Origin of the sequence: Altibacter sp. HG106 (assembly GCF_028561755.1) — a bacterium.
Lineage (GTDB): Bacteria > Bacteroidota > Bacteroidia > Flavobacteriales > Flavobacteriaceae > DFVG01.
In genome coordinates this window covers 271,657-293,206 of the sequence record NZ_JAQQTD010000005.1, presented here as the reverse complement: position 1 = coordinate 293,206, position 21,550 = coordinate 271,657, and the positions used below count along the sequence as shown (strand labels likewise).

Annotated in this window: 23 protein-coding genes and 1 tRNA gene; 3 read left to right on the top strand and 21 right to left on the bottom strand. The window is 44.8% G+C overall.

From position 1 onward, the window contains the following. Complete coding sequence (locus PO830_RS10485) at window positions 1-882, top strand: rhomboid family protein (RefSeq protein WP_272853516.1); 882 nt, start codon at window positions 1-3, stop codon at window positions 880-882. A 7-nt stretch (window positions 883-889) separates the two neighbouring features. Continuing rightward, window positions 890-1,921, top strand: coding sequence for an endonuclease/exonuclease/phosphatase family protein (locus PO830_RS10480; protein ID WP_272853515.1), 1,032 nt, complete (start codon window positions 890-892; stop codon window positions 1,919-1,921). Here the strand turns inward: PO830_RS10480 and PO830_RS10475 are convergent. The 16 genes from PO830_RS10475 to PO830_RS10400 form a co-directional block, all read right to left on the bottom strand. Continuing rightward, a complete protein-coding gene (locus tag PO830_RS10475; RefSeq protein ID WP_272853514.1) occupies window positions 1,888-2,511 on the bottom strand; it encodes a WbqC family protein in 624 nt (207 codons plus the stop codon). The two genes, PO830_RS10480 and PO830_RS10475, sit on opposite strands and share 34 nt — an antisense overlap. An 8-nt stretch (window positions 2,512-2,519) precedes the next feature. After that, window positions 2,520-4,091 (bottom strand): signal peptidase I, encoded by a 1,572-nt coding sequence (lepB, locus tag PO830_RS10470; RefSeq protein ID WP_272853513.1) that lies wholly within the window; start codon window positions 4,089-4,091, stop codon window positions 2,520-2,522. 6 nt (window positions 4,092-4,097) lie between these two features. Then, a complete protein-coding gene (gene dapB, locus PO830_RS10465) occupies window positions 4,098-4,799 on the bottom strand; it encodes a 4-hydroxy-tetrahydrodipicolinate reductase (protein ID WP_272853512.1) in 702 nt (233 codons plus the stop codon). Next, entirely contained in the window at window positions 4,796-5,404 is a 609-nt protein-coding gene (locus PO830_RS10460; protein ID WP_272853511.1) for a DUF5683 domain-containing protein, read from the bottom strand. Before PO830_RS10460 ends, dapB begins: the two co-directional genes overlap by 4 nt. Then, window positions 5,394-6,293: a ParB/RepB/Spo0J family partition protein gene (locus PO830_RS10455; RefSeq protein WP_272853510.1), complete on the bottom strand. Its 900-nt coding sequence runs from the start codon at window positions 6,291-6,293 to the stop codon at window positions 5,394-5,396. Before PO830_RS10455 ends, PO830_RS10460 begins: the two co-directional genes overlap by 11 nt. A gap of 6 nt (window positions 6,294-6,299) precedes the next feature. After that, the gene (locus tag PO830_RS10450; RefSeq protein WP_272853509.1) at window positions 6,300-7,064 is read right to left on the bottom strand and encodes a ParA family protein; all 765 of its coding nucleotides are present in this window, start codon (window positions 7,062-7,064) and stop codon (window positions 6,300-6,302) included. Window positions 7,065-7,157: 93 nt separating this feature from the next. Then, window positions 7,158-8,042, bottom strand: coding sequence for an SDR family oxidoreductase (locus PO830_RS10445; RefSeq protein WP_272853508.1), 885 nt, complete (start codon window positions 8,040-8,042; stop codon window positions 7,158-7,160). 62 nt (window positions 8,043-8,104) lie between these two features. Continuing rightward, entirely contained in the window at window positions 8,105-9,013 is a 909-nt protein-coding gene (locus PO830_RS10440; RefSeq protein ID WP_272853507.1) for a hypothetical protein, read from the bottom strand. 100 nt (window positions 9,014-9,113) lie between these two features. Next, on the bottom strand, window positions 9,114-9,659 hold the full coding sequence (locus tag PO830_RS10435) for a GNAT family N-acetyltransferase (RefSeq protein ID WP_272853506.1): 546 nt from the start codon (window positions 9,657-9,659) through the stop codon (window positions 9,114-9,116). Window positions 9,660-9,661: 2 nt separating this feature from the next. Then, complete coding sequence (scpA, locus tag PO830_RS10430) at window positions 9,662-11,794, bottom strand: methylmalonyl-CoA mutase (RefSeq protein ID WP_272853505.1); 2,133 nt, start codon at window positions 11,792-11,794, stop codon at window positions 9,662-9,664. After that, window positions 11,787-12,401 (bottom strand): hypothetical protein, encoded by a 615-nt coding sequence (locus PO830_RS10425; RefSeq protein ID WP_272853504.1) that lies wholly within the window; start codon window positions 12,399-12,401, stop codon window positions 11,787-11,789. The genes scpA and PO830_RS10425 overlap by 8 nt, the downstream gene beginning before the upstream one ends. Next, complete coding sequence (locus tag PO830_RS10420) at window positions 12,391-13,773, bottom strand: methylmalonyl-CoA mutase subunit beta (RefSeq protein ID WP_336375871.1); 1,383 nt, start codon at window positions 13,771-13,773, stop codon at window positions 12,391-12,393. The genes PO830_RS10425 and PO830_RS10420 overlap by 11 nt, the downstream gene beginning before the upstream one ends. Then, the gene (locus PO830_RS10415) at window positions 13,766-14,059 is read right to left on the bottom strand and encodes an FtsB family cell division protein (RefSeq protein WP_336375870.1); all 294 of its coding nucleotides are present in this window, start codon (window positions 14,057-14,059) and stop codon (window positions 13,766-13,768) included. Before PO830_RS10415 ends, PO830_RS10420 begins: the two co-directional genes overlap by 8 nt. 38 nt (window positions 14,060-14,097) lie before the next feature. After that, a complete protein-coding gene (gene udk / locus PO830_RS10410; protein ID WP_272853501.1) occupies window positions 14,098-14,715 on the bottom strand; it encodes a uridine kinase in 618 nt (205 codons plus the stop codon). A gap of 64 nt (window positions 14,716-14,779) precedes the next feature. Further along, window positions 14,780-15,229 carry a c-type cytochrome gene (locus PO830_RS10405; protein WP_272853500.1) on the bottom strand — a complete coding sequence of 150 codons (450 nt, stop codon included), beginning with the start codon at window positions 15,227-15,229 and terminating at the stop codon, window positions 14,780-14,782. Between the two features lie 11 nt (window positions 15,230-15,240). After that, window positions 15,241-16,362, bottom strand: a complete 1,122-nt coding sequence (locus PO830_RS10400; protein WP_272853499.1) for a PQQ-dependent sugar dehydrogenase — start codon at window positions 16,360-16,362, stop codon at window positions 15,241-15,243. 101 nt (window positions 16,363-16,463) lie between these two features. On the opposite strand from PO830_RS10400, the gene PO830_RS10395 reads away from it, so the two are divergent. Further along, window positions 16,464-16,538 (top strand) — tRNA-Pro (locus tag PO830_RS10395). 498 nt (window positions 16,539-17,036) lie between these two features. Here PO830_RS10395 and PO830_RS10390 read toward each other — a convergent pair. From PO830_RS10390 to hutI, 5 genes are all read right to left on the bottom strand, one after another. Next, entirely contained in the window at window positions 17,037-17,867 is an 831-nt protein-coding gene (locus PO830_RS10390) for a universal stress protein (RefSeq protein ID WP_272853498.1), read from the bottom strand. 67 nt (window positions 17,868-17,934) lie between these two features. After that, window positions 17,935-18,732, bottom strand: coding sequence for an MBL fold metallo-hydrolase (locus PO830_RS10385; protein ID WP_272853497.1), 798 nt, complete (start codon window positions 18,730-18,732; stop codon window positions 17,935-17,937). 62 nt (window positions 18,733-18,794) lie between these two features. Continuing rightward, entirely contained in the window at window positions 18,795-19,253 is a 459-nt protein-coding gene (locus PO830_RS10380) for a GNAT family N-acetyltransferase (RefSeq protein ID WP_272853496.1), read from the bottom strand. A 3-nt stretch (window positions 19,254-19,256) separates the two neighbouring features. Further along, window positions 19,257-20,258: a formimidoylglutamase gene (locus tag PO830_RS10375; protein ID WP_272853495.1), complete on the bottom strand. Its 1,002-nt coding sequence runs from the start codon at window positions 20,256-20,258 to the stop codon at window positions 19,257-19,259. After that, window positions 20,255-21,490: an imidazolonepropionase gene (hutI, locus tag PO830_RS10370; protein ID WP_272853494.1), complete on the bottom strand. Its 1,236-nt coding sequence runs from the start codon at window positions 21,488-21,490 to the stop codon at window positions 20,255-20,257. The genes PO830_RS10375 and hutI overlap by 4 nt, the downstream gene beginning before the upstream one ends. Window positions 21,491-21,550 lie beyond the last annotated feature (60 nt).

Sequence of the window (21,550 nt, the reverse complement as noted above, 5' to 3'; positions counted from 1 at the left end):
ATGAGTACCAACAATCTCACATATAAATTCAAAAGGGCCGATATCACCATCAAGTTGATTGTGATCAATGCCATCATATTTTTAGTTTCTCGCATTATTTCAGCCTTCTTTCGGATTCCGATTGCGGAGTTGATGGGGTGGTTTGTATTGCCGGATGCCTTCGGTGAATTTATCCTGCAACCCTGGGCGTTCATCACTTATAGCTTTCTTCATTTTGATTTCTTCCATATACTTTTCAACATGCTATTGTTGTATTACTTCGGAAGAATTATTCTGAATTTGTTTAGTGAAAAACGACTTCTCACCATTTACTTCTTAGGGGCTATAAGCGGGGGAGTTCTATTTGTATTGAGTTATAATTTATTTCCGTTATTTGATTTTCAACGTGGGTATCTGCTGGGGGCCTCCGGGGCGGTGACCGCGCTGCTGGTGTTTATGGCTACTTACAGTCCGAATACGGAGGTACGTGTCTTTTTCTTTACAGTAAAGTTATGGCACATCGCTGTTTTCTTTATTCTTATGGATCTGGTTCGATTGCCCACTTCAGGCAACGCGGGTGGATTATTAGCGCATATTGGTGGTGCCATTTTTGGGTATTTCTATGCGGTGCAAATGGCGAAAGGGAACGATATTGGTGCCTGGTTTGAAACCTTAATGGATGGAGTGGCGAATCTCTTTAAAACACGAAAGCAGCGTCCTTTCAAAACAGTGCATCGCAATCAGGCATCCAAGAAAAAAGCGAAGGGGTTTCCGGAAAAAGAAAACAAAAGCACGCATCAGAAGAAAGTAGACGCTATCTTAGACAAGATTAGCAAAAGTGGGTACGACAGTCTCACCAAGGCTGAAAAAGATTTCTTGTTTCAGGCAGGAAAAGAAGAGTAATTGAGGCGTGAAAAAGTTGGGGTTTTTCAATACAATCGTATTTGGGGTGAATGGTATCTTCGCCCTACTCTTACTATTGGCCAGTTGTGCCCAGTACCTGCCTCCAAAACAATTTGCTGCTCTATCCCTGCTCAGTTTAGCAGTGTCTCCCCTGGTGCTTATCAATATCGCATTTTTTGGTTATTGGTTGCTTCGGAAACGACGCCATGCTTGGCTTTCCTTCTTAATGCTCTCGGCGACTTTTTTCCTAAGTAAAACAGCCTTGCGGCTTTCGGCTCCGGAGGCTACAACTACATCGGAAGCTTCCCTCGGTATTCTTTCATTCAACGTTCGATTGTTCAATGCCTATGAAGAATCTCCCAAAGAAGACCCCAAGAAAGTGATCGCATCGCTGCTCGAAACGTACCACCCCGATGTGGTACTGCTTCAAGAATTCTATCGAGAGCATCAGGTGTCCTTTTCGGCCTATCCGTTTAGGTACATTCACTTCAAGGAAAAAAACATATTGGGGCATGCCATTTTCTCCAAATACCCTTTGCATCACACGGGCGCTTTCAATTTTTCGAATACCTATAACAATAGCCTATACGCCGATGTGGTAAAAGGACAGGATACCATCCGCCTCTATAATTTGCATTTGCAATCTATGGGTGTAATGCCTTCCGTAGAATATATTCAAGAGGGAAATACGGAACGCATGCTGCGTCGCATGACCGTTAATTTTAAGAAACAGCAAGCACAGATCGAGCAAATTCTTTCCCATGCCGAAACCTCACCTTATCCGACGATTCTGGCAGGCGATTTCAACAATACGCGTCATTCTTATATCTACCGGCAGGTGGCAGAGCGCTATACCGATGCTTTTAAGGAAAAGGGTAGCGGACTGGGAACTACCTTCTCGTTCGATTCTTATCCGTTGCGAATTGATTACATCTTTACGTCATCTGATTTTGAAGTTACCGGCTTTAAGAATATCACTGAAACCTTCTCAGACCACAATCCGATTTACGCCCAGCTAAGTTGCTGTCGCTCTAAATAGCTCAAGGCATTAGGTCCTTCATTGAACAATAGGTCGAGTACCGATAAGTTCTCCAGATACCCATGCTTTTCTTCTAAAACTTGTGTATAAGGCGCTAATGCATACGAACGCTCCTTCTTGCCACGCACCCAATGCCGGAGATCGACGGGCTCAATTTCCTTTTGATAGGTTGTCGTTTGCTCATAGCTTCCTTCCATCCCGATCAATTCACAAAGGACTTCATAAATCTCAAGATGGTGCGATAGGAGTTTGTTCACTCGTTTTTTGAAGAGCGGTGCCAGGTCATCTTCGTAAAACTCGAAGAAGGGAGATGTTCTATAGGCGCTTTGCAAGCTTTTCCAATGCTGCGATTGCCATGGAAAATTGTTGTCGGGGGCTACTTCTGCCGTTTTCTGTCGTCTTCCGTCCCTACTGTGCTGAATAGGAACATTTAGCTGAAGTCTGCCGTTTGCGTGCGCAATACGGGCTCGATTGCGGTAGGTTTGCTTTTGGTAATTGTCGCATACTTCAAAGATAACGGTAGTAGCTTGCGCACAGGCCGCCATCTGCGCGATGCATGGAAAGTAAGAGGGTTGAACCACAATTTCCATAGGTGCTACTATTTCTTTTTCTTCTTTCGTTTTCTGAAGAAGTCAAAGACAAACCACCCAATGAGTAATACAATAAAGTAAGTGAAATAAGACACCGGTTTCCCGCTTCCTCCAACGGTAGTAAAGAAACGGTCCCACTTGAACTTCCAGTTGCTCATTCCGTTGTTGATTCCGTCGATGCTCATCCAGATAAATACGGGCTTTCCAACCACATGATTAAACGGTACGAATCCCCAATTGCGGGCATCCTGTGAATTGTTTCGGTTGTCTCCCATCATCCAGTAGTAGTCCATTTTAAAGGTATATTCTGAAATAGGATTTCCGTTTAGCAACACTTGATCTCCGGCAACACTCAATTGATTGTCAATACCGAGTTCGCGTCCTTCATACACTTCGATGATTCGTTTATACAAGGGCAAACTTTCAGGGGTAAGCGCTACGGTAGCATCTTTTTTCGGTATGTAAATAGGCCCGTAAAAATCGTGATTCCAAGCATAGCGATCATCGCGGGGAAAGGCTTGTGGATCCCATTCTCCTTGTTCTGTTTCATAGCGGTATACTTCGGCAACATTGGGGTGCTGTGCTAATTTTGCGGCCGCCTCTTCGGTAGCTGCGGGAACAAAATAAGCATTCTCCTGTGGGATGGTTCCAACGCCATCGGTGATGCCGAGGTCTTTAAAGAGTCGTTGATTTAAATTGCCACTGGTTTTAAAGGCATAGGAAAACTGTAGCTTCGCCCGATCCGGAAGCTCATTCTGAGTACCGTTTATGTACACATAACCGTTTCGGACTTCCAGGGAGTCTCCCGGTAAGCCTACGGCTCGCTTCACGTAATTACTTTTCTTGTCGATCGGTTTAATATATACGCCGCCGTAGGGGTTCAAGATGTTTTCTAAGGTGTCGACCGGCCAACTAAATACTACGATGTCGTTTCGTTTTATCTTTTGAAACCCCGGAAATCTAAAATGCGGGTATTCTACTGTTTTCGCATACGAACGTGATTTTACCACGGGAATAGTGTCATGCACCATAGGGAAACTAATGGGCGTAATGGGAAGTCGGGCCCCATAATGGAATTTGCTCACGAACAGAAAATCTCCCACCAACAAGGTCTTTTCTAAGGAGGAGGTAGGAATGGTGAAAGGTTGCATCACATAGGTATGTACTATAGTGGCCGCCACCACGGCGAACAGAATAGAGCTTATCCATTCTCCGGCCGAGGTGCGTGGTTTAAGACTTCGGTCGGGGATGTGAGTCACCTCCTGAGTGTAGTTGATATAGTAAATATACAGTCCGAGAGTTACCAAAACCAGTGCTGTATCGGTCGTAGAATTCCTGCCGAAGCTTCGGATGGTTTCCACCCAAACCACGGGAAACATGATAAGATTGACGATGGGTACGAACAGCAAAATCACCCACCAGCGCGGGCGATTGATGATCTTCATTAATACAATAGCGTTATAGACCGGTACCGCCGCTTCCCAAGCTTTGCGTCCCGCTTTTTGATACAATTTCCACGTCCCTGCAAAATGAATAAGTTGCAGGATCAAAATAAATAATAACCAACCGGTAAGTGTCATAATATGTTATTTCATCTGAAGGACATCCTTCATACTAAAAATCCCTTTTTTATCCTGGATCCATTCGGCGGCCAGAATAGCTCCGAGTGCAAATCCGTCTCTCGAATGTGCTTCATGGGTAATCGAAATCGTGTCGATCTCGGATGCATATGTGACGTTATGCGTTCCCTTTACATCCCCTTTTCGCTTTGCCATAATAGGAATACCCTTTGATGAAGCCTCTCCTAAATTCCAATGATCGTAGGCAGTCTTTGCAATGATATCTTCTGCCAAAGTGATAGCCGTACCACTGGGGGCATCTTGTTTTTCGGTGTGATGAATTTCCTCCATCGCTACCGAATAATCGCTCCACGGTGCCATCAACTCCGCGAGTTTTTTATTCAAGGAGAAAAATAAATTTACCCCCACACTGAAGTTAGACGCATAGAGTAGGGCGCCGTTACGTTTTTTACAAAGGGCTGCCACCTCCTCATATTTTTTGAGCCAGCCCGTCGTGCCGCACACCACGGGAATGCTCTTTTCAAAACAAGTTTCTAGATTTTTAGGCGCCGCCGAAGCTACTGAAAACTCTATGGCCACATCGGCATCTTCCAAATTGCCTGACGCTTGAGAAGAGGTTTTGGTGTACACAATGTCGTGTCCTTTATCCGCTGCTTTTTGCTGGATGATATGTCCCATTTTTCCGTACCCGAGAATCGCTATGTTCATTGTAGGTTATATCTAAAAGAGAGTCCGTATTGCGTTTGTGCCCGAATCGGGTCAACTTCTACCTTGGGTTGCAAGGAGAGGTCTTCGCTCACATTGAATTGACGTAAATGGGCGTCCACATTGGCGTCTACAATATTCAGCAAATAGAATCCAATAGCTACTAGGATGCTTACATCCTTATTTTTTTGTGCATTTTTCTGCGCATCTATAAGTCGGTCGTTCGAGATCACAGGTTCCGATCCGGTTCCGAAGAATTCATCATCGGTAAATCCCGCTAAGCGTCGTTTGTATGCGTTTCGGAAGCGATCGTAATCTTTATCGTTCTGTACGTAAAAGTAAACACCTGCTGCAATTCCGGCATAGATCACCGGGATTTTCCAATAACGCTTATTGTAGGCTTGTCCAAGTCCGGGAACGACAGCCGAATAAAACGCAGCCTTGGATGGAGCTAGCGGGTCGTATGCTACAACAGAGGTGTTGTTAGCAACTGTGTCGTTAACAACCAATGCCGCATCTTCTGGGGTGCTTTGAATAGCATCCGTCACTTGACACCAGGCTGCAGTCGTTATGAAAAAACAACAGAGATATAGAAGCTTATTGACCACTTTTGATAAGGTTCAAAATACGTTCAAACTCTTCCTTGTCTTTAAAAGGTATGGTGTAATGTCCTTTACCGCTTCTGCCCACGCTTACTTTAACGGTTGTTCCAAACACGTCTGTAAGCTCTCGCGCTCCTTTTTTAGCATAGGTGGGAAGGCTTTTCTTGGAGGTTTCCTTTTTTTCTTCCGGGCCTCTCAGGTTTCGTACCAGGGCTTCGGTATCTCGAACCGATAATTTTTTGCTGATCACCTTTTCGTAGATAGCGAGTTGGTCATCGGTGTCATTCACATTAATTAATGCTCTTCCGTGCCCCATAGAAATAAAGCCGTCGCGCATTCCCGTTTGAATGATCGGGTCTAATTTTAGGAGTCGAAGGTAATTGGTGATGGTAGAACGGTTTTTTCCGACGCGATCACTGAGTTCTTCCTGCGTAATATCGATCTCTTCAATGAGTCGCTGGTAGGACAACGCAATTTCGATGGGATCTAGGTCCTGACGCTGGATGTTTTCCACCAGGGCCATTTCCAAGGATTCCTGATCGTTGGCAATTCGAATATAGGCCGGAATGGTTTCGAGTCCGATGAGCTTCGAAGCACGGAAACGACGTTCTCCACTTACCAGCTGATACTTATTAAAATCGAGTTTCCGAACGGTGATCGGTTGAATAACACCCAACTCTTTGATAGAAGAGGCTAATTCGCGTAAGGTTTCTTCATTAAAGCTGGTACGAGGCTGAAACGGATTCATTTCAATGGTTTCCAACTCCAATTCAACAATATTTCCTACGACCTTATCGGCATTCTTATCGGAAGCCGATTTGATATCGTTAGAAGGATCTTTCAGCAAAGCCGAAAGACCGCGACCTAACGCTTGTTTTTTAGTTGCTTTAGCCATGTGGCGTTATGCGTTTTTTTCAATTAGTTCTTGCGCCAAACTTAAGTAATTATTGGCACCTTTACTACTTGCATCGTAACTAATGATGCTTTCGCCGTAACTGGGGGCTTCACTTAAACGAACATTTCGTTGGATGATTGTCTCAAAGACCATTTCATCAAAGTGTTTTTTTACTTCGTCTACCACCTGATTCGAGAGTCGGAGACGCGAGTCGTACATGGTTAATAACAACCCTTCAATATCTAATTTGTTATTGTGAATTTTCTGAACACTTTTGATGGTATTGAGAAGTTTTCCGAGGCCTTCCAGTGCAAAGTATTCACACTGAATGGGAATAATGACTGAGTCGGCAGCGGTTAAGGCGTTCAGCGTTAACAATCCTAACGAAGGAGCACAATCAATGAGAATGAAATCATATTCTTCCTTAAGTCCCTCTACCGCTTTTTTCAGCATCGATTCGCGTTGGTCCTGATCGACCAATTCGATTTCAATGGCAACGAGGTCAATATGCGCCGGGATTACATCAAGGTTTGGAGAACTGGTGCTCATGATGGCCTCTTTCGCCTTGGCCGTATGTTCTAACAATTGATAGGTACCAATGTCAACAGATTCTACATCAATACCCAGTCCAGAGGTTGCATTCGCCTGAGGATCGGCATCGATCAAGAGCACTTTCTTCTCTAGAACGCCTAAGGATGCCGCCAGGTTTACCGATGTGGTGGTTTTACCTACACCGCCTTTTTGGTTAGCAACAGCAATAATTTTACCCATGAAGGTTCGTTACGGTTTGAATGATAAAAATACAACTTATTAAGCGGACAGAAAATGTATTTTGTTAACAGAAAATCAACAATTCACAGGTGGTTACGACTTGTTCTTTTTGGAACGTATCATCATTTCTAGCATGTCCCACATTTGGTCGGGAACTTCTTCAAGCAGATTCATCTGTCCCGCGCCTTTCAACCACTCTCCGCCATCGATGGTAACGACTTCCCCGTTGAGGTAGGCCGAGAAATCCGAAACTAAATAGGCTGCTAGATTGGCGAGCTCCTGGTGGTCGCCAACCCGTTTTAAAGGCACTTTTTTAGCAAGGTCGAACTTTTCTTTCAAGTCGCCTGGAAGCAGTCTGTCCCACGCGCCTTTTGTTGGGAAAGGTCCCGGAGCAATGGCATTAAAGCGAATTCCGTATTTGGCCCATTCTACTGCCAACGAGCGCGTCATGGCCAACACACCGGCTTTAGCGCTGGCACTGGGAACCACATAGGCTGAACCTGTGAAGGCGTAGGTGGTTACAATATTTAATACCGTTTTATTGGTTTCTTTAGAATCGATCCAATGCTTTCCAAACGCGAGGGTGCAGTTCTTGGTTCCTTTGAGCACAATATCAATGATGGTGTCGAAGGCATTGGCACTAAGACGCTCGGTAGGAGAGATGAAGTTGCCGGCAGCATTGTTCAGAAGCACATCTACACTTCCGAAGCGTTCTACGGAAGCGGTTACCATGGCTTCCACCTGGTCATAATGCCGAACATCGCATTGCACGGGCAGCACCGTACCGCCTGTTTCCGATTCTAATTCGGTTTTTACGTTTTCTAATTTTTCGAGATTTCGTGAGGTAATCACCACATTGGCGCCTAACTCCAGGAAGTAGGTGGTCATCGATTTTCCGAGTCCGCTCCCACCCCCGGTCACGACAATGGTTTTCCCCTTTAAGGCGTCATCACGAAGCATTTTTTCTGAATAGTTCATAAATAGCAATTGATTATTCAAAAATAAAACTAAATGACGGCTCTTAGCCGATTTCTGCTAAATTATTCTAAGATATATTCCGTAGTGACAAAATACGGGGTGTCATCAGACGGGTTGTAGCTTCTGGTTCTTTTGGAATAGTAATTATTCGGAAATAACTCAAATTCGTCTTCCAATGATTGTGCAATGGTTAAGTTTGTAGAATTGTTACTTTCTAGTAATAAGTACTCCGGAACATTACGTCCACCATACAACTCAATACATAGTATATGTTTCATTTTCTTTCCATAGGTAGCTTGCTCAATGAGTTGTTCAGTATCTTTAATGTCTGAATAAGTAAAAGTATATGTCGCTCCAGAATCTAGTGATGCGCTGATGAGATTACCATCGGCATAGGCAAAGGAGTTCACGTAATCCATTGCTCCATCAAAATTCATATCGTAGCCTGCGCTAATAAGATTATCATCAGCGTCGAAGGTGCCTATAACGCGCTTGTTCACCGTAGCGTCGGGATTAGAGAAGGGTAGGTGGCTCCGTTCAAAAACGACGCTATTTTCCGAAGGATATAGAAAACGATAGTATAATGTTGTTTCGGCATTTACGGTATAATCTGCGGTAGCAAGATTGCCATCCGAATCGTACTCAAAATTTCGAAATTCATCACCGGGTATGTAATTATTCACGTAGGTTACCCGGCCTCCTTCATATCGATATTCACCATAGGCATTTAGACCTTGAGATACACCTTCTAAGTATATTTCTTGACTCGTATTTTGCCGTTGATTATTAATAATGCCGGTGGTAAGGAGCGTGTTTTGAATTCCCTCTTCTGTATAGGTTGAATCTGTTCTCTTTATGATAACGAAAGGAGTTTCATTAGAGGGGTCCTCGTTACTTGGGAGCGATGCCTCATCATCGTTCGAACAAGCACAAAAAGCAATGGCAAGTAGTGGTAGCAACAGATATTTCATAGATGGTGTTATTTGATTAGTGACTATAAAACGCCGTTCTGCCTGGGTTTAGTATATCAAAACGTTATGTATGCCACAAGGTTTTATGTCCTCGACTAGATTAGAGCGTGTTAGCAGCAAGCGTCTTTTTGTAGACATCACAGGGGTTTAGTGACGACTCTTCGAAAAGGGATGGATGCGTGAATGTGCTATCATAGCTCATGCCAATTCGTTTCATTACGGCAATGGAGGCTTGATTTTGCTGAGGGGCTACCGAATACACGTCTGTTACATTAAACTTTTGATACGCTGCATTTAGACAGGCGCGGGCGGCTTCCGTAGCGTATCCGTAACCCCAGGCGGAGGGTTTATACCGCCAGCCGATGTCAACACAGGGGGTAAAGTCACTTTCAAAATTTTGGTGCATGAGCCCCGTAAACCCAATAAATTCAGAAGTATCTAAGCGTTCCACGGCAAAATAGGTAAAGCCATGGAGGATAAAATGTTGTAAAAATCGCTGTATTAAGTCTTCGGATTCTTGGGTGGATAAAAGCTTCGGAAAATACCGCATTACCTCGGGATCCTGTCCCATGGCAATGAACGGAGGGAAGTCTGAGTCTTTCCAGTTCCGAAGTCCCAATCGATCTGTTTTCAGAAGATAGTCCATTTTTAGTCCGCCACCGAATCAATCAAAATCTGAAGCATTTCGATCGCCGCCTCACTTATTTTGGTACCAGGACCATACACCGCTACGGCACCCGCATCAAAAAGAAATTGATAATCTTGAGCCGGGATCACGCCTCCCACAATCACCATAATATCGTCTCTGCCATAGGATTTCAAGGCGTCAATTACCTGAGGCACCAGCGTTTTATGACCCGCGGCCAGGGAAGATACCCCCAGAATATGCACATCATTTTCTACGGCTTGCTTGGCGGCTTCCTTCGGGGTTTGAAAAAGAGGTCCAATATCAACATCGAATCCAACGTCGGCATACCCTGTGGCGACTACCTTCGCACCCCGATCGTGCCCATCCTGTCCCATTTTTGCGATCATGATACGCGGGCGACGTCCTTCTAATGTCGCAAATTCATTGGCCATGTTTCTGGCCTTTTCGAAACTAGGATCTTTTTTCATTTCATTACTATAGACTCCGGAAACCGATTTGATCTGCGCTTGATACCTTCCAAATGTTGCTTCCAATGCTGTAGAAATTTCCCCCAGGGTAGCTCTTTCGCGCGCGGCCTCAATCGCCAAAGCTAATAAATTTCCTTCTCCTGTGGCGGCACTTTGGGTGAGTGCCTCCAGGGTTTCTTGTACTTTTTTCTTGTTGCGTTCCGACTTAATCTTCTCTAATCGCTGAAGCTGCCCCCTGCGCACCTTTTCATTATCCACGTCCAAAATTTGAAGCGGATCTTCCTTCGCGAGTCGGTATTTATTAACCCCTACAATAACATCTTGTCCGTTATCGATTCGCGCTTGTTTTCTTGCGGCGGCTTCTTCAATACGCAACTTCGGAATGCCTGCTTCGATGGCTTTGGTCATGCCGCCTAGCGACTCTACTTCTTCGATGAGCTCCCATGCTTTCTCGGCGATATCATTGGTCAATCTTTCTACGTAATAGCTGCCTGCCCAGGGATCTACCGTCCGAATCATTTCGGTTTCTTCCTGTAGGTACAACTGCGTATTTCTGGCAATACGCGCGGAGAAATCGGTGGGAAGCGCGATGGCCTCGTCCAATGCATTGGTGTGCAAACTTTGTGTGCCTCCAAAAACGGCAGCAGAAGCTTCAATGCAGGTGCGAGCCACATTGTTAAACGGGTCTTGTTCGGTAAGGCTCCACCCGCTGGTTTGACAATGCGTTCGAAGCGAAAGTGATTTTTTGTTTTTAGGATTAAATTGTTTGACAATTTTGGCCCACAGCATCCGTGCCGCCCGCATTTTGGCAATTTCCATAAAGTGGTTCATACCAATTGCCCAGAAAAACGAGAGCCGCGGGGCAAAGCGATCAATATCCATACCTGCTTCGATCCCGGTTCGTAAGTATTCTAAACCATCGGCGAGGGTATACGCCAACTCAATGTCGCAAGTCGCGCCGGCTTCCTGCATATGATAGCCAGAAATAGAGATACTGTTGAATTTCGGCATATGTTCGCTTGTAAATTCAAAAATATCACTAATAATGCGCATCGAAGGCTGTGGCGGATAGATGTAGGTGTTGCGCACCATGAATTCTTTAAGAATATCATTCTGAATAGTGCCCGCTAAAGCTTCAGGGGTAACACCTTGTTCTTCCGCAGCAACAATATAAAAGGCCATGATGGGCAATACGGCACCATTCATGGTCATGGAGACGCTCATTTTTTCGAGCGGGATTTGATCGAACAAGACCTTCATGTCTTCCACCGAATCGATGGCTACTCCTGCTTTTCCCACATCTCCCACAACGCGTTCGTGATCGCTGTCGTAGCCGCGATGGGTTGCTAAATCGAAGGCCACCGACAGCCCTTTTTGTCCGGCCGCCAAGTTTCTTCGGTAAAAGGCATTGCTATCTTCTGCCGTGGAGAATCCGGCATATTGTCTAATCGTCCAAGGGCGGCGTACGTACATAGTACTATAAGGCCCTCGAAGATAGGGTGCGATCCCTGCGGCGAAATTCAAATGCTTGCAATCAGCAACATCATCGGCATCATACGTTTTCTGAAGGGCGATACCTTCTGCTGTTTGTGCGCTTACTTCGTTCGACGCAGCTTTTGCGGAGGTCTTGTGGAGGGTGAGGTGTTCTACATTCTTTCTAGTCATTGTTCACCGCATTTTCTTGTTGTATCGTTATAAGATTTCGGTAATACGTATCTAACGCGATGTACATCGCAAAATACGGATCGCTGGCAACGTCTGAAATATTTTTACGGAAGACCTCTGCCATCATACCGGGCCGGTACGAATGGGCCTCCCGTAAATTCTTGATGGTCAATTTTACATCTGGATTCGTAAACTTATCCAATATACAGGCGACATACGGATGGTTGTAGTTTAGCGCCACTCCGCGTTCCTGTTCAATCCAAAAATCAGGATACTTTTCCAGTAATTGTTCTACTATTTTCTGGGTATGCGAACGTTGGATCTCCTGGTATTTCGCCCCCCCTTTGGTGCCCCGGAAAATATAATTTCGGTAGCCATCCAAAAAATAGACTCCGGCGGTCGTGTCTACTTCGGTGGTGGTTTTATACCGACGCGCAATATCGTGTTGGAAGGTATATAAGGCTTCATGCATCAAGGCTTTATCGGCGCCTTCGCAACTAATGGGTTGCGCAAAGTGCTGATAGAGAAAGGGTATGTCTTTATCTGACTCGCAAGAAAAGCAAGTAACAGCTATACAGCATATTAAAATAATGTATTTAAGCTTCATTTTTAAGTCGGTTTTGCTCTACACTTTCAGAGAGACGCTTCGGAATGATGGGTTCTATTAAGGTCTTTCTGGGTTTTATTTTTACGAATGGATACAGTTCTAGATCATCCTTCATCCGGTCTTGCTCGTTGACGTACTTATTGGTACCCACAAGTACTTTCTTACCAGCATCGAACCGATCTTGCTCTTCCGCGGCGCGTTCTTTCAGCTTTTTTTGAAGTTGTCCCTCTTGCAATTGATTAAGCAAGCCTCCAGACTTTTCAAGTTGCTTGAAGAGCGATAATGCTTTTTCAGCGAGTTGCTCTGTGAATTCTTCGATATAGTAAGCACCGTCGGCAGGATTGCCCACGGCCTCAAAATAACTTTCTTCTTTGAGGATCAGTAATTGATTTCGAGCGATGCGTTCTCCAAACTCATTGCTCTTGTGATACAAGGCGTCGTATCGCAAGGCCACCACACTGTTGGCGCCGCCTAAAATGGCACTCATGGCTTCCGTAGTGGTTCGTAGCATGTTTACGTTGTAGTCGTACAGGGTTTTATTTCTGAGGGAGGACTGGGCAATGATATGACATTCTTCCGAACAATCGTATGCTGATGCTAGGACAGCATGTAGTTTCCGAAGGGCTCTTATCTTAGCTATCTCAAAAAAATAATTTCCACCAACAGCAACCGAATAGGTAACCGGGGGAAGTGTCTCCATAGGCACGATGGCATGCTGAGCGATGTGATTAAGGTATTCATTACATTGGCCCAAAGCGTAGGCAAGCTGCTGCACCATGGTGCCTCCGGCATTTTGATAGAGCGTGGTGTCTATATGTAAAAAAGCTTGGTCTGGGTAGGTTGCAAGGAGTTTCTGAAGGATTTCATGATCTTTTGCTTCAGAATGAAACCAATTGCCCGTCCGAGCCAAGTTCCCCAGAATGTCTACAAGAAATACGACAGTTGCCTTGCGTTTCTCAAAATAGGAATACACGCTTCCGAAGAACGTTTCAGAAAGAAATTGAAAATTGAAATACAGCGTTTGATCGTCCCATGAAATAGCATCAAACATGTTCGCCATGTCAAAAGGGCTGTCTGCCGAAATATAGAGAGCTTCAGCGCCACGGTCTAAGGCAGCGCGCGCCAGGTCTGACGCGATGGAAACGTCATCGACAAATACCGAGGCGGTACTATTCCAAGTTTTAGGATGTCCCGGAATGGGGGACGGTGCTTCCGAGCGATCGTCGGCATGATAAAACGGCTTTACGTCAATACCTTCGGGACTCGACCACACCAGGGAATCGTTGTAATCGGCTCCCTTTAGGTCCACTTGTATTTGTTGTTTCCACTGTTTTGCTGAAACCGGTTCAAATTCAGAAAATAACTTACTCATCATCGGTTTGGTTTTCGAGGCTATCCTCGTGTTCTATGATAAAAATATCTTCGTTCTCTTTTTTAAGATAGTACTTTTCGCGTGCAAATCGCTCTAATTCGTCGCTGTCTTGCATCTTTTCCAGGAACTGTTTGTCTTTGTTTATCTCAGATTCATAAAATTCTTTGCTCTCTTCCAGGGCTTCAATATCATCATCCAATTCTTTTTGAATGACATACGAGTTGGTATCAAAGAAAAGCATCCAAACTACGAACAAGATTAAAATGAGCACGTACGTATTACTCACAATCTTGAACCATTTTTTTTCTTTGATTTGTTTAAACTTCACGTTTCCTGTTCGAGTTTTTGGTGAATGATATTTCGAATGAGATTTACTGCTACGGTATTATATCTATTGGTAGGAACGATAATATCGGCAAATTCTTTTGTAGGCTCTATAAATTGCTGATGCATGGGTTTGAGCGTGGTTTGATAGCGATGCAATACCTCTTCCAGATCGCGTCCCCGATCGGCTATGTCGCGTTTCAGGCGCCGAATAAGACGTTCGTCACTATCGGCATGGACGTACACTTTAATATCGAACATATCGCGAATCTCCGGATGCGTAAGAATAAGAATACCCTCAACGATGATTACCTTTTTGGGATGCGTCAACACTGTTTCGCTGGTTCTGTTGTGCTCTTTAAAGGAGTACACGGGCTGCTCGAAGGAGTTTCCGTTGCGCAATTTTTGTAAGTGACGCACTAGCAAGTCGAAGTCAATTGCCTGGGGATGGTCAAAATTGATCGCCACACGGTCTTCAAAGGAAAGATGACTCAAATCTTTATAATACGAATCTTGTGAAATTACCACAACTTCATCGGTAGGAAGTTGTTCCACAATTTGTTCTACCACCGTTGTTTTTCCGCTACCGGTTCCTCCGGCAATGCCAATAATGAGCATACAATAACACTTTGACGCAAAGTTAGAAATTTCTACGAAGGGTACCGGAGCCGAAGTGGTAAATCTATTCGGGAATATTGGCTACTTCTTCCTCGGTAACCATGGTTTCTTGAGTATTTCCCCAACGATTCATAATATAGTTCATCACATCGGCTACTTCCTGATCGCTAAGCCCCATAGAAACCATGACGCCATTGTAGGTTTCTCCATTGACGGTGATCTCTCCTTTTTGTCCGTATTTTACGGCATGAATGCTTTCGGTACGTTTGTCTTGCAGCCAATTGGAGTTCATTAAGGGCGGAAAGGTACCCGGTACTCCCTGTCCGTTTGCCATGTGGCATTGCATACAAAAATCGGTGTAGAGCATTCCTCCGCGCTCCATACTTTCCTTTAACCTGTCTTGTGGGTCGTTGCCTACGGTAATGGTTCCTGCGGAATAAGAGCTACGCTTCTTGGCATTCGAATTACAACCGAAGCAGAGTAAAAGTGTAATAACAATGAGATGTTTTAGCATTACGGTTTGGTTTAATTAGGTACTACTTTATACAGACCATCACCTTCCACGGCGATATAGATATAGCCGTCTGGTGCTTGTTTCACATTGCGAACGCGCCCGATTCCTTCTGCAATTTTTTCTCTACCCACTACTTCGTTTCCTTTCAGTTTTACCAATTCCACATAATTAAATTTCAACGATCCTACCAGGAGGTGTCCGGTCCATTCCGGATATCGGTCTCCGGTAACAAAATCCATTCCGCAAGGAGCAATAGAAGGCACCCAATAATAGATTGGTTGTTCCATATCGGGACGTGAGGTTTCGTCGGTAAAGGATGTTCCGCTGTAATTGACACCATAGCTAACTACGGGCCATCCGTAGTTGGCCCCTTTTTTCAGGATGTTGATTTCGTCTCCTCCTTTAGGGCCATGTTCATGAATCCACATCTCTCCGGTATCGGGATGTAGTGCCATGCCTTGTGGATTCCGGTTTCCGTAGGTATAAATGGCTTTTTTCGCGTCAGCGTCATTCACAAAGGGATTGTCTTCAGGAATGCGACCGTCGTCATGCAGACGATATACCTTTCCGCCATCGCGAGTGATATCTTGTGGATTGACATCGCGTTCCCCTCGTTCACCAATCGTAACGTACAGGTATCCCTCGGTATCAAACTCAATACGTGAGCCAAAATGCTGTCCTTTGGAAGTGTTGGGCATGGCTTTGTATAAGTCTTCTATTTGAACCAACGCATTATTTTCGAGTTTGGCGCGAATGAGTTTGGTATTTCCACCATTCCCGCCTCCTTCGGTAGAAGCGTAGGTGATATACAGCCAACCATTTTCCTCATAGTTGGGATGTAATTCAATGTCCAGGAGTCCTCCTTGTCCACGATTATAGATTTCGGGTAGGTTCGCCACCTCCCATTTTTCACCATTCTGAATCCGTAATAATGTTCCACTTTTCTCGGTGATGAGAATGCTGCCATCTGGAAGCCAAGTCATGCCCCAGGGATTGTCTAAGTTATCAACGATTCGTTCAGTAGTATACCCGCGTTCTGCGGGAGTTTTGATCGCTACATCATCTTTTTTGGTACGCTGGGCGCAACTCAAAAAAAAGGTACAGCAGAGGAGGGGCAGGAGGATGTTTTTCATAGCGTTTTTGGTTTGTGAAAAGGTACTAAAACGGGAGGAATAAAAAAAGTCGACTTGTTTGCGAGGTCCTTTATTTTCGTTATTTTTGCCAACGAAATTTTCGGGATGTGGCGCAGCCCGGTTAGCGCACACGCCTGGGGGGCGTGGGGTCGCAGGTTCAAATCCTGTCATCCCGACAATTAGATGCCTAAGGACAAAGTCCTTGGGCATTTTTATTTAGTGACGAGCCAAACGAAGTTTGATTGAAGGCATTAAATAAAGATGACCGTAGTGCGGAAGCACTAGGCATGTATTTGCAACATTAGCAATGTAAAGAGATTCTCCAAATCCTGTCATCCCGACTTAACCAAAAGTGGTTCGCGTGAGTGAGCCACTTTTTTATTTCCGAAAACGTCAAAAACTTGCTTTTGTAAGTTTGAGGAAATAAAAAAGAACGAACACGAAGTGTTCACTTTTGATTTGCACTGAGGGTTTTGTGGGATTCTTTAAATCCTGTCATCGGAACAAAAGCGATGTAAAAGGATACTTCAAATCCTAAAATCTTTCGCTTGCTGAAAAGATTCAGATGAACTATGAAAGTAGCATGGAAGCTCCGTGTGTTTCATTTGTAGCGAAGGTTTTGTAGGGGTCTCTAAAACACGCTACGCGATAATTGTAGAAGAATTACGAATTGGTTACTTTGTATACCCTAGAATAAGTAAAGGAATACGGCTCCCGTATTGTAATTGCTGTGCTTCCGAGCCGTATAGCCATCGATCCATAAACGATTCTTTCGGAATAAAAAGACAGTGCATATTAGGAGTAAAAAGCTGCGTGAACGCATCTATCGCCATGGGATACGGCAATTTGTTCAGAAAATGAAACGATAATTGCTCTCTTGGCAACACATCCTTCACCGCGGCTTCGTGAAACGCCTCTGCTTCGTTGGAAACCACTTCCACTACATGTAAATGAGCCTGGGTACGATCTAAAATGGCAACGAGTGTCGTTAGCTTCTCGTGTTGCAAGCGCTCTTCAGAATGCATAGAAAATAAAACAGAACTAACGGGTTGATACGAATGTTGCTCAGGAATAATCAACATTGTGCAGGGGAGTTCTCGAATAATCTGAAGTGTATTGCTTCCAAATAATACTTCCTTCGCTCCGGTTGCCCCATTGCTACCCATTGCGATAATGTCAATATTGAACCTGTTTACAGCACGTGATACCACCGAAGCAAAGGTTCCAAAGGCCACTTTTTCTTTAAATGCAAAGTTATGGGAAGGAAATTGTTTTTTGATTCTTCCGGAGAAGGCCTGCAAGTCTTTCAAATTATCATCCAGCAAGGCTTTTTCCACTGAGTCGCTGTTGGACGCTGAATAAAAGTCATCCATCGTCATTTCCCCAGATCGCTGTATGTTCAAAAAAAAGAAGGTACACGACATCCCTGAAAAATACTCCATGGCATAGGTTATGGCATTTTTAGAATTTTCAGAAAAGTCGGTTGGCAACAGTACGTTCATCATGTTTTATAACTTTCTATAAAGGTACTGCTTTTCTAGGGGCGAATAGCTGACATTTATCAGCGGTTCTTTACGAACGGTTGGGGTACCAATCGAGCAAACGGACTTCCGTATTCACTTCGGCACCTTCTACGAGGTTCTTGAACTTATCGACATCGCTCAATCCCCCTTTCCCACGATAGTGATATGGGTAGACGGTTTTGGGCGCAAACTCAATTACAGCATCCGCCGCGGCATCAACATCCATGGTGTAGGGAAGGTTCATACAAACAAAGGCTACATCAATATCTTTAAGATTGCGCATTTCGGGAATGTCTTCGGTATCTCCAGATACATAGACCCGCATGCCGTCTTTACTTATCACATAGCCATTGCCACGTCCTTTGGTATGCCGACTGTCTGGTGATTCTGGCAAATTGTACATGGGGATGGCGGCAACGGTGAATCCCATTACCGTAGTTTCTTCTCCATTATTCAATACCATCACACTTGCCTTCATGGCTTCCGGAAGTTCATCGGCCACCGCTTTTGGAGCTATGATGGTAGCTCCGCCCTGAACGGCTTCTAAGGTTTCCACGTTTAAATGGTCTCCGTGAATATCAGTTACTAGAATGAGTTGCGCTTCCGGCTGACCGGCAAAGGCTTCAGCACCACCAACGGGATCGGTGTATATTATAGTGTCTCCCCATTGCATCACCATAGTGGCATGAGATATCGGTGAAATATTCAATGGATTTTCTTCCGTTGAGGTTTCCTCCACAATCTGAGCCGTGTTGTTTGTGGCTTGGCTGTTGGTTTCATTTTTGTTTCCTTTTTCCTGGCACGCAACGAAAAGAGGTAATGTGGCTAAGAGTAATAGCTTTTTCATGATCGTAAATTTTTTTTAATGTACTAAGAAATTATGCGGTAGCCGTGCTCTTTTACAATACTTTAAGAAAGTACCAACTCCATTTTTATGTTGCTACGTTCATAGGGTACATTGGTTTCCTGCGGAATTTCAACAAATCCGTACTTGCGGTACAAATAGATAGCATTTTCAAGTCGCGTATTCGAATATAAGATCAGCTTTTCGTAGGAGTGTGAACGTGCAAAGTCAAGCGTGTATTCCAGCAAGTGCTGACCGATCTTCTGTCCGCGGTGTTCTGGAGATACCGCCATTTTGGTAAGTTCCAAAACATTATCGGCATAGGGCATCAGGGCCACGGTACCCACAACCGCCTTGTCTGCTAATACAAAAAAAATATGTCCGCCTTTGTCAAGGATATAGGCTTCGGGTTTGGAAAGTACTTCTTCATCAAAGGGTTCTACATAAAAATAGGTGCGGAGCCATTCGATATTCAAATCGTAAAAGGACTGCTTGTACTTGCGGTCAAAAGGAATGATCTTCATGGCTTAATCGGAGATCACGTCATTCACTAAATAGGCCAGGGCCTTTCCGGTACGATGTGTTGCTTCGTTAGTCATTGCCGCCTCACAAATATGCACATAAGTGAGTCCGTTACGCCTCGAAAAATAGCGCAAGAAGGTACGCGCATCCTTCATTGAAAACCCTGAAGGGGTCATGGCGCTGCTAGGAAAATTTTCGATGGCATCTACGTCAAATTCGAGTCCGAAGGGCGCCATGCCCAAAAAGTTTTTGGCGTTCAGCATCGCTTCTTTGACAGTGAGTTGTTCCATGATCTCCATATCTTCAAAGAAATAGAAGGCCGCACGCCCTTTAAACTGGTTCATACGATCATAAATTTCTTGGGAAGTGTAGCTTTTATGGAGTCCGAAAACCGCATATTTCTGAAGAAAGCCGCGGTCCATGGCAAACGAAAACCCATTGCCACTATGCCTGTGTTCCAAAGGTCGAAAGTCAGTATGCGCATCAAAATTGATGGCGTTCAAGGCCGTTCCCAGCGCTTCAGAGGCTCCTTTTAAGTTTCCAAAGGCATTGTTGTGGCCCCCTCCTACAATGATCGGTATTTTCCCCGCGTGAACGATGGCGCGAACGACTTCAGAAACTTGTTGATCGATCTTTTCTACCAGTCTTCCAAGCGTTTCGAAATAGGTAGCGCCGGTAGGATCCATCATGTCGGCGGTTTTCATTTCTTTAGCGCAATCGATCTCCCCTAAGACGATCAAGGCTTCTGGATTGGTATGGGTATTCGATTGCATGTTCAGCAAGTTGCTAAGGCAGGCTTGCCACGCCTTTGCCGCACCCGGTTTCCCGTGATTCGCACGTACCCCAATATCTTCTGGAATGCCGAACAGAACAAAGCGTGCCGCATGATCCTTTAATTCTGATAGCGATGTTACGGTATGAACCGACTCTCCAAATTTCTTCTCCCCTTTCCGAAGCTGGATATAGGATTGTACTTTTTCTTTTGAATAGTGGTGTAATGCACTCATTGGAGGGTTCCGTTTAGGATGACACGATCGATTAAATTACTTCCGAAGGCATACGGCAAAAATCCGTACGAAGGAATAGGTTTTGTGATGATGAGGTTGGCCCTTTTACCGGGTGTAATACTTCCGTGGGTTTCACTAAGTCCCATGGCATAGGCACCATTAATGGTAGCCGCGTTGATGGCTTCTTCTGGAGAAAGGTTCATTTTGATACAGGCACTGGCCACCACAAAATTCATGTTCCCACTAGGCGACGATCCCGGATTGTAGTCGGTTGCGAGCGCCAGTGGGAGTCCGTTATCAATCAATTTTCGTCCCGGAGTATAGGGAATACCTAGAAAGAACGAGCAGGAGGGAAGCGCCACCGGTATGGTTTGACTTCCTTGTAAGGCTTCAATGTCTTCTGCCTCTAGCACTTCGAGATGATCTACGCTGAGGGCATTATGAGCGACGCCTACACCCACACCGCCAATACTATTAAACTGATTGACATGTATTTTAGGAATGAGTTCGAAACGGGCAGCGGCCTCGAGAATTCGCTCGGTATCGGCTACCGAGAAATAGCCCGATTCGCAGAACACATCCACGTAGTGCGCCAGTTGTTCTTCTGCCACTTGCGGGAGCATTTCGTTAATGAGGAGATCGATATAACCGTTTTTATAGTTTTTAAAGTCCTTCGGAACCGCATGCGCTCCTAAAAAGGTACGACGCACGGTAATTCCGAAGGTTTCTTCCAACCGTTTGGCAACACGAAGCATTTTTACTTCTGCAGCCGTTGTGAGTCCGTATCCACTTTTAATTTCAATGGCGCCAGTACCCAGTTGTATCACCTCTTGAAGTCGGTTTGCCGATTGTTCATAGAGCGCTTCTTCGGAAGTATGTTGCAAGGTTTCCGCGCTATTAACAATACCGCCACCTTTGGCGGCGATTTCCTGATAGCTGAGCCCGTTGATGCGATCTACGAACTCTTGCTCCCGATTGCCGGCATACACCAGGTGCGTGTGTGAATCGCACCAAGACGGCAACACTATTTGTCCGGAACAATCTATTGATTGCGCCTCCGAGCTTTCCGGACAGGTATCCATGCTTCCAAAATCTACGATCTCATCGCCTTCACAAAGCAACCAGGCATCGGTTAGCGTAGGCAGCTTCCGCATATCGTAGCCACGAATCATATTGGGTGCTTCAGGGCGCACTTGTAAGAGTTCTTTGATGTTCTTTAGCAAAATGCTCATTGGGTTGAAGTCCTTTCCGTTTAAATTTCTGTAAAGATAAAAAAGAGAAGCTAGCTGAGT

Bases quoted from the DNA above. Each gene is read 5' to 3' on its own strand.
- PO830_RS10455 (WP_272853510.1), bottom strand. From the start codon at position 6,293: ATGGCTAAAGCAACTAAAAAACAAGCGTTAGGTCGCGGTCTTTCGGCT.
- PO830_RS10385 (WP_272853497.1), bottom strand. From the start codon at position 18,732: ATGAAAAAGCTATTACTCTTAGCCACATTACCTCTTTTCGTTGCGTGC.
- udk (WP_272853501.1), bottom strand. From the start codon at position 14,715: ATGCTCATTATTGGCATTGCCGGAGGAACCGGTAGCGGAAAAACAACG.
- PO830_RS10390 (WP_272853498.1), bottom strand. From the start codon at position 17,867: ATGATGAACGTACTGTTGCCAACCGACTTTTCTGAAAATTCTAAAAAT.
- PO830_RS10405 (WP_272853500.1), bottom strand. From the start codon at position 15,229: ATGCTAAAACATCTCATTGTTATTACACTTTTACTCTGCTTCGGTTGT.
- lepB (WP_272853513.1), bottom strand. From the start codon at position 4,091: ATGACACTTACCGGTTGGTTATTATTTATTTTGATCCTGCAACTTATT.
- PO830_RS10450 (WP_272853509.1), bottom strand. From the start codon at position 7,064: ATGGGTAAAATTATTGCTGTTGCTAACCAAAAAGGCGGTGTAGGTAAA.
- PO830_RS10420 (WP_336375871.1), bottom strand. From the start codon at position 13,773: ATGAGTAAGTTATTTTCTGAATTTGAACCGGTTTCAGCAAAACAGTGG.
- PO830_RS10440 (WP_272853507.1), bottom strand. From the start codon at position 9,013: ATGAAATATCTGTTGCTACCACTACTTGCCATTGCTTTTTGTGCTTGT.
- PO830_RS10435 (WP_272853506.1), bottom strand. From the start codon at position 9,659: ATGGACTATCTTCTGAAAACAGATCGATTGGGACTTCGGAACTGGAAA.
- PO830_RS10380 (WP_272853496.1), bottom strand. From the start codon at position 19,253: ATGAAGATCATTCCTTTTGACCGCAAGTACAAGCAGTCCTTTTACGAT.
- PO830_RS10475 (WP_272853514.1), bottom strand. From the start codon at position 2,511: ATGGAAATTGTGGTTCAACCCTCTTACTTTCCATGCATCGCGCAGATG.
- dapB (WP_272853512.1), bottom strand. From the start codon at position 4,799: ATGAACATAGCGATTCTCGGGTACGGAAAAATGGGACATATCATCCAG.
- hutI (WP_272853494.1), bottom strand. From the start codon at position 21,490: ATGAGCATTTTGCTAAAGAACATCAAAGAACTCTTACAAGTGCGCCCT.
- PO830_RS10425 (WP_272853504.1), bottom strand. From the start codon at position 12,401: ATGAAGCTTAAATACATTATTTTAATATGCTGTATAGCTGTTACTTGC.
- PO830_RS10445 (WP_272853508.1), bottom strand. From the start codon at position 8,042: ATGAACTATTCAGAAAAAATGCTTCGTGATGACGCCTTAAAGGGGAAA.
- PO830_RS10485 (WP_272853516.1), top strand. From the start codon at position 1: ATGAGTACCAACAATCTCACATATAAATTCAAAAGGGCCGATATCACC.
- PO830_RS10375 (WP_272853495.1), bottom strand. From the start codon at position 20,258: ATGAGTGCATTACACCACTATTCAAAAGAAAAAGTACAATCCTATATC.
- scpA (WP_272853505.1), bottom strand. From the start codon at position 11,794: ATGACTAGAAAGAATGTAGAACACCTCACCCTCCACAAGACCTCCGCA.
- PO830_RS10400 (WP_272853499.1), bottom strand. From the start codon at position 16,362: ATGAAAAACATCCTCCTGCCCCTCCTCTGCTGTACCTTTTTTTTGAGT.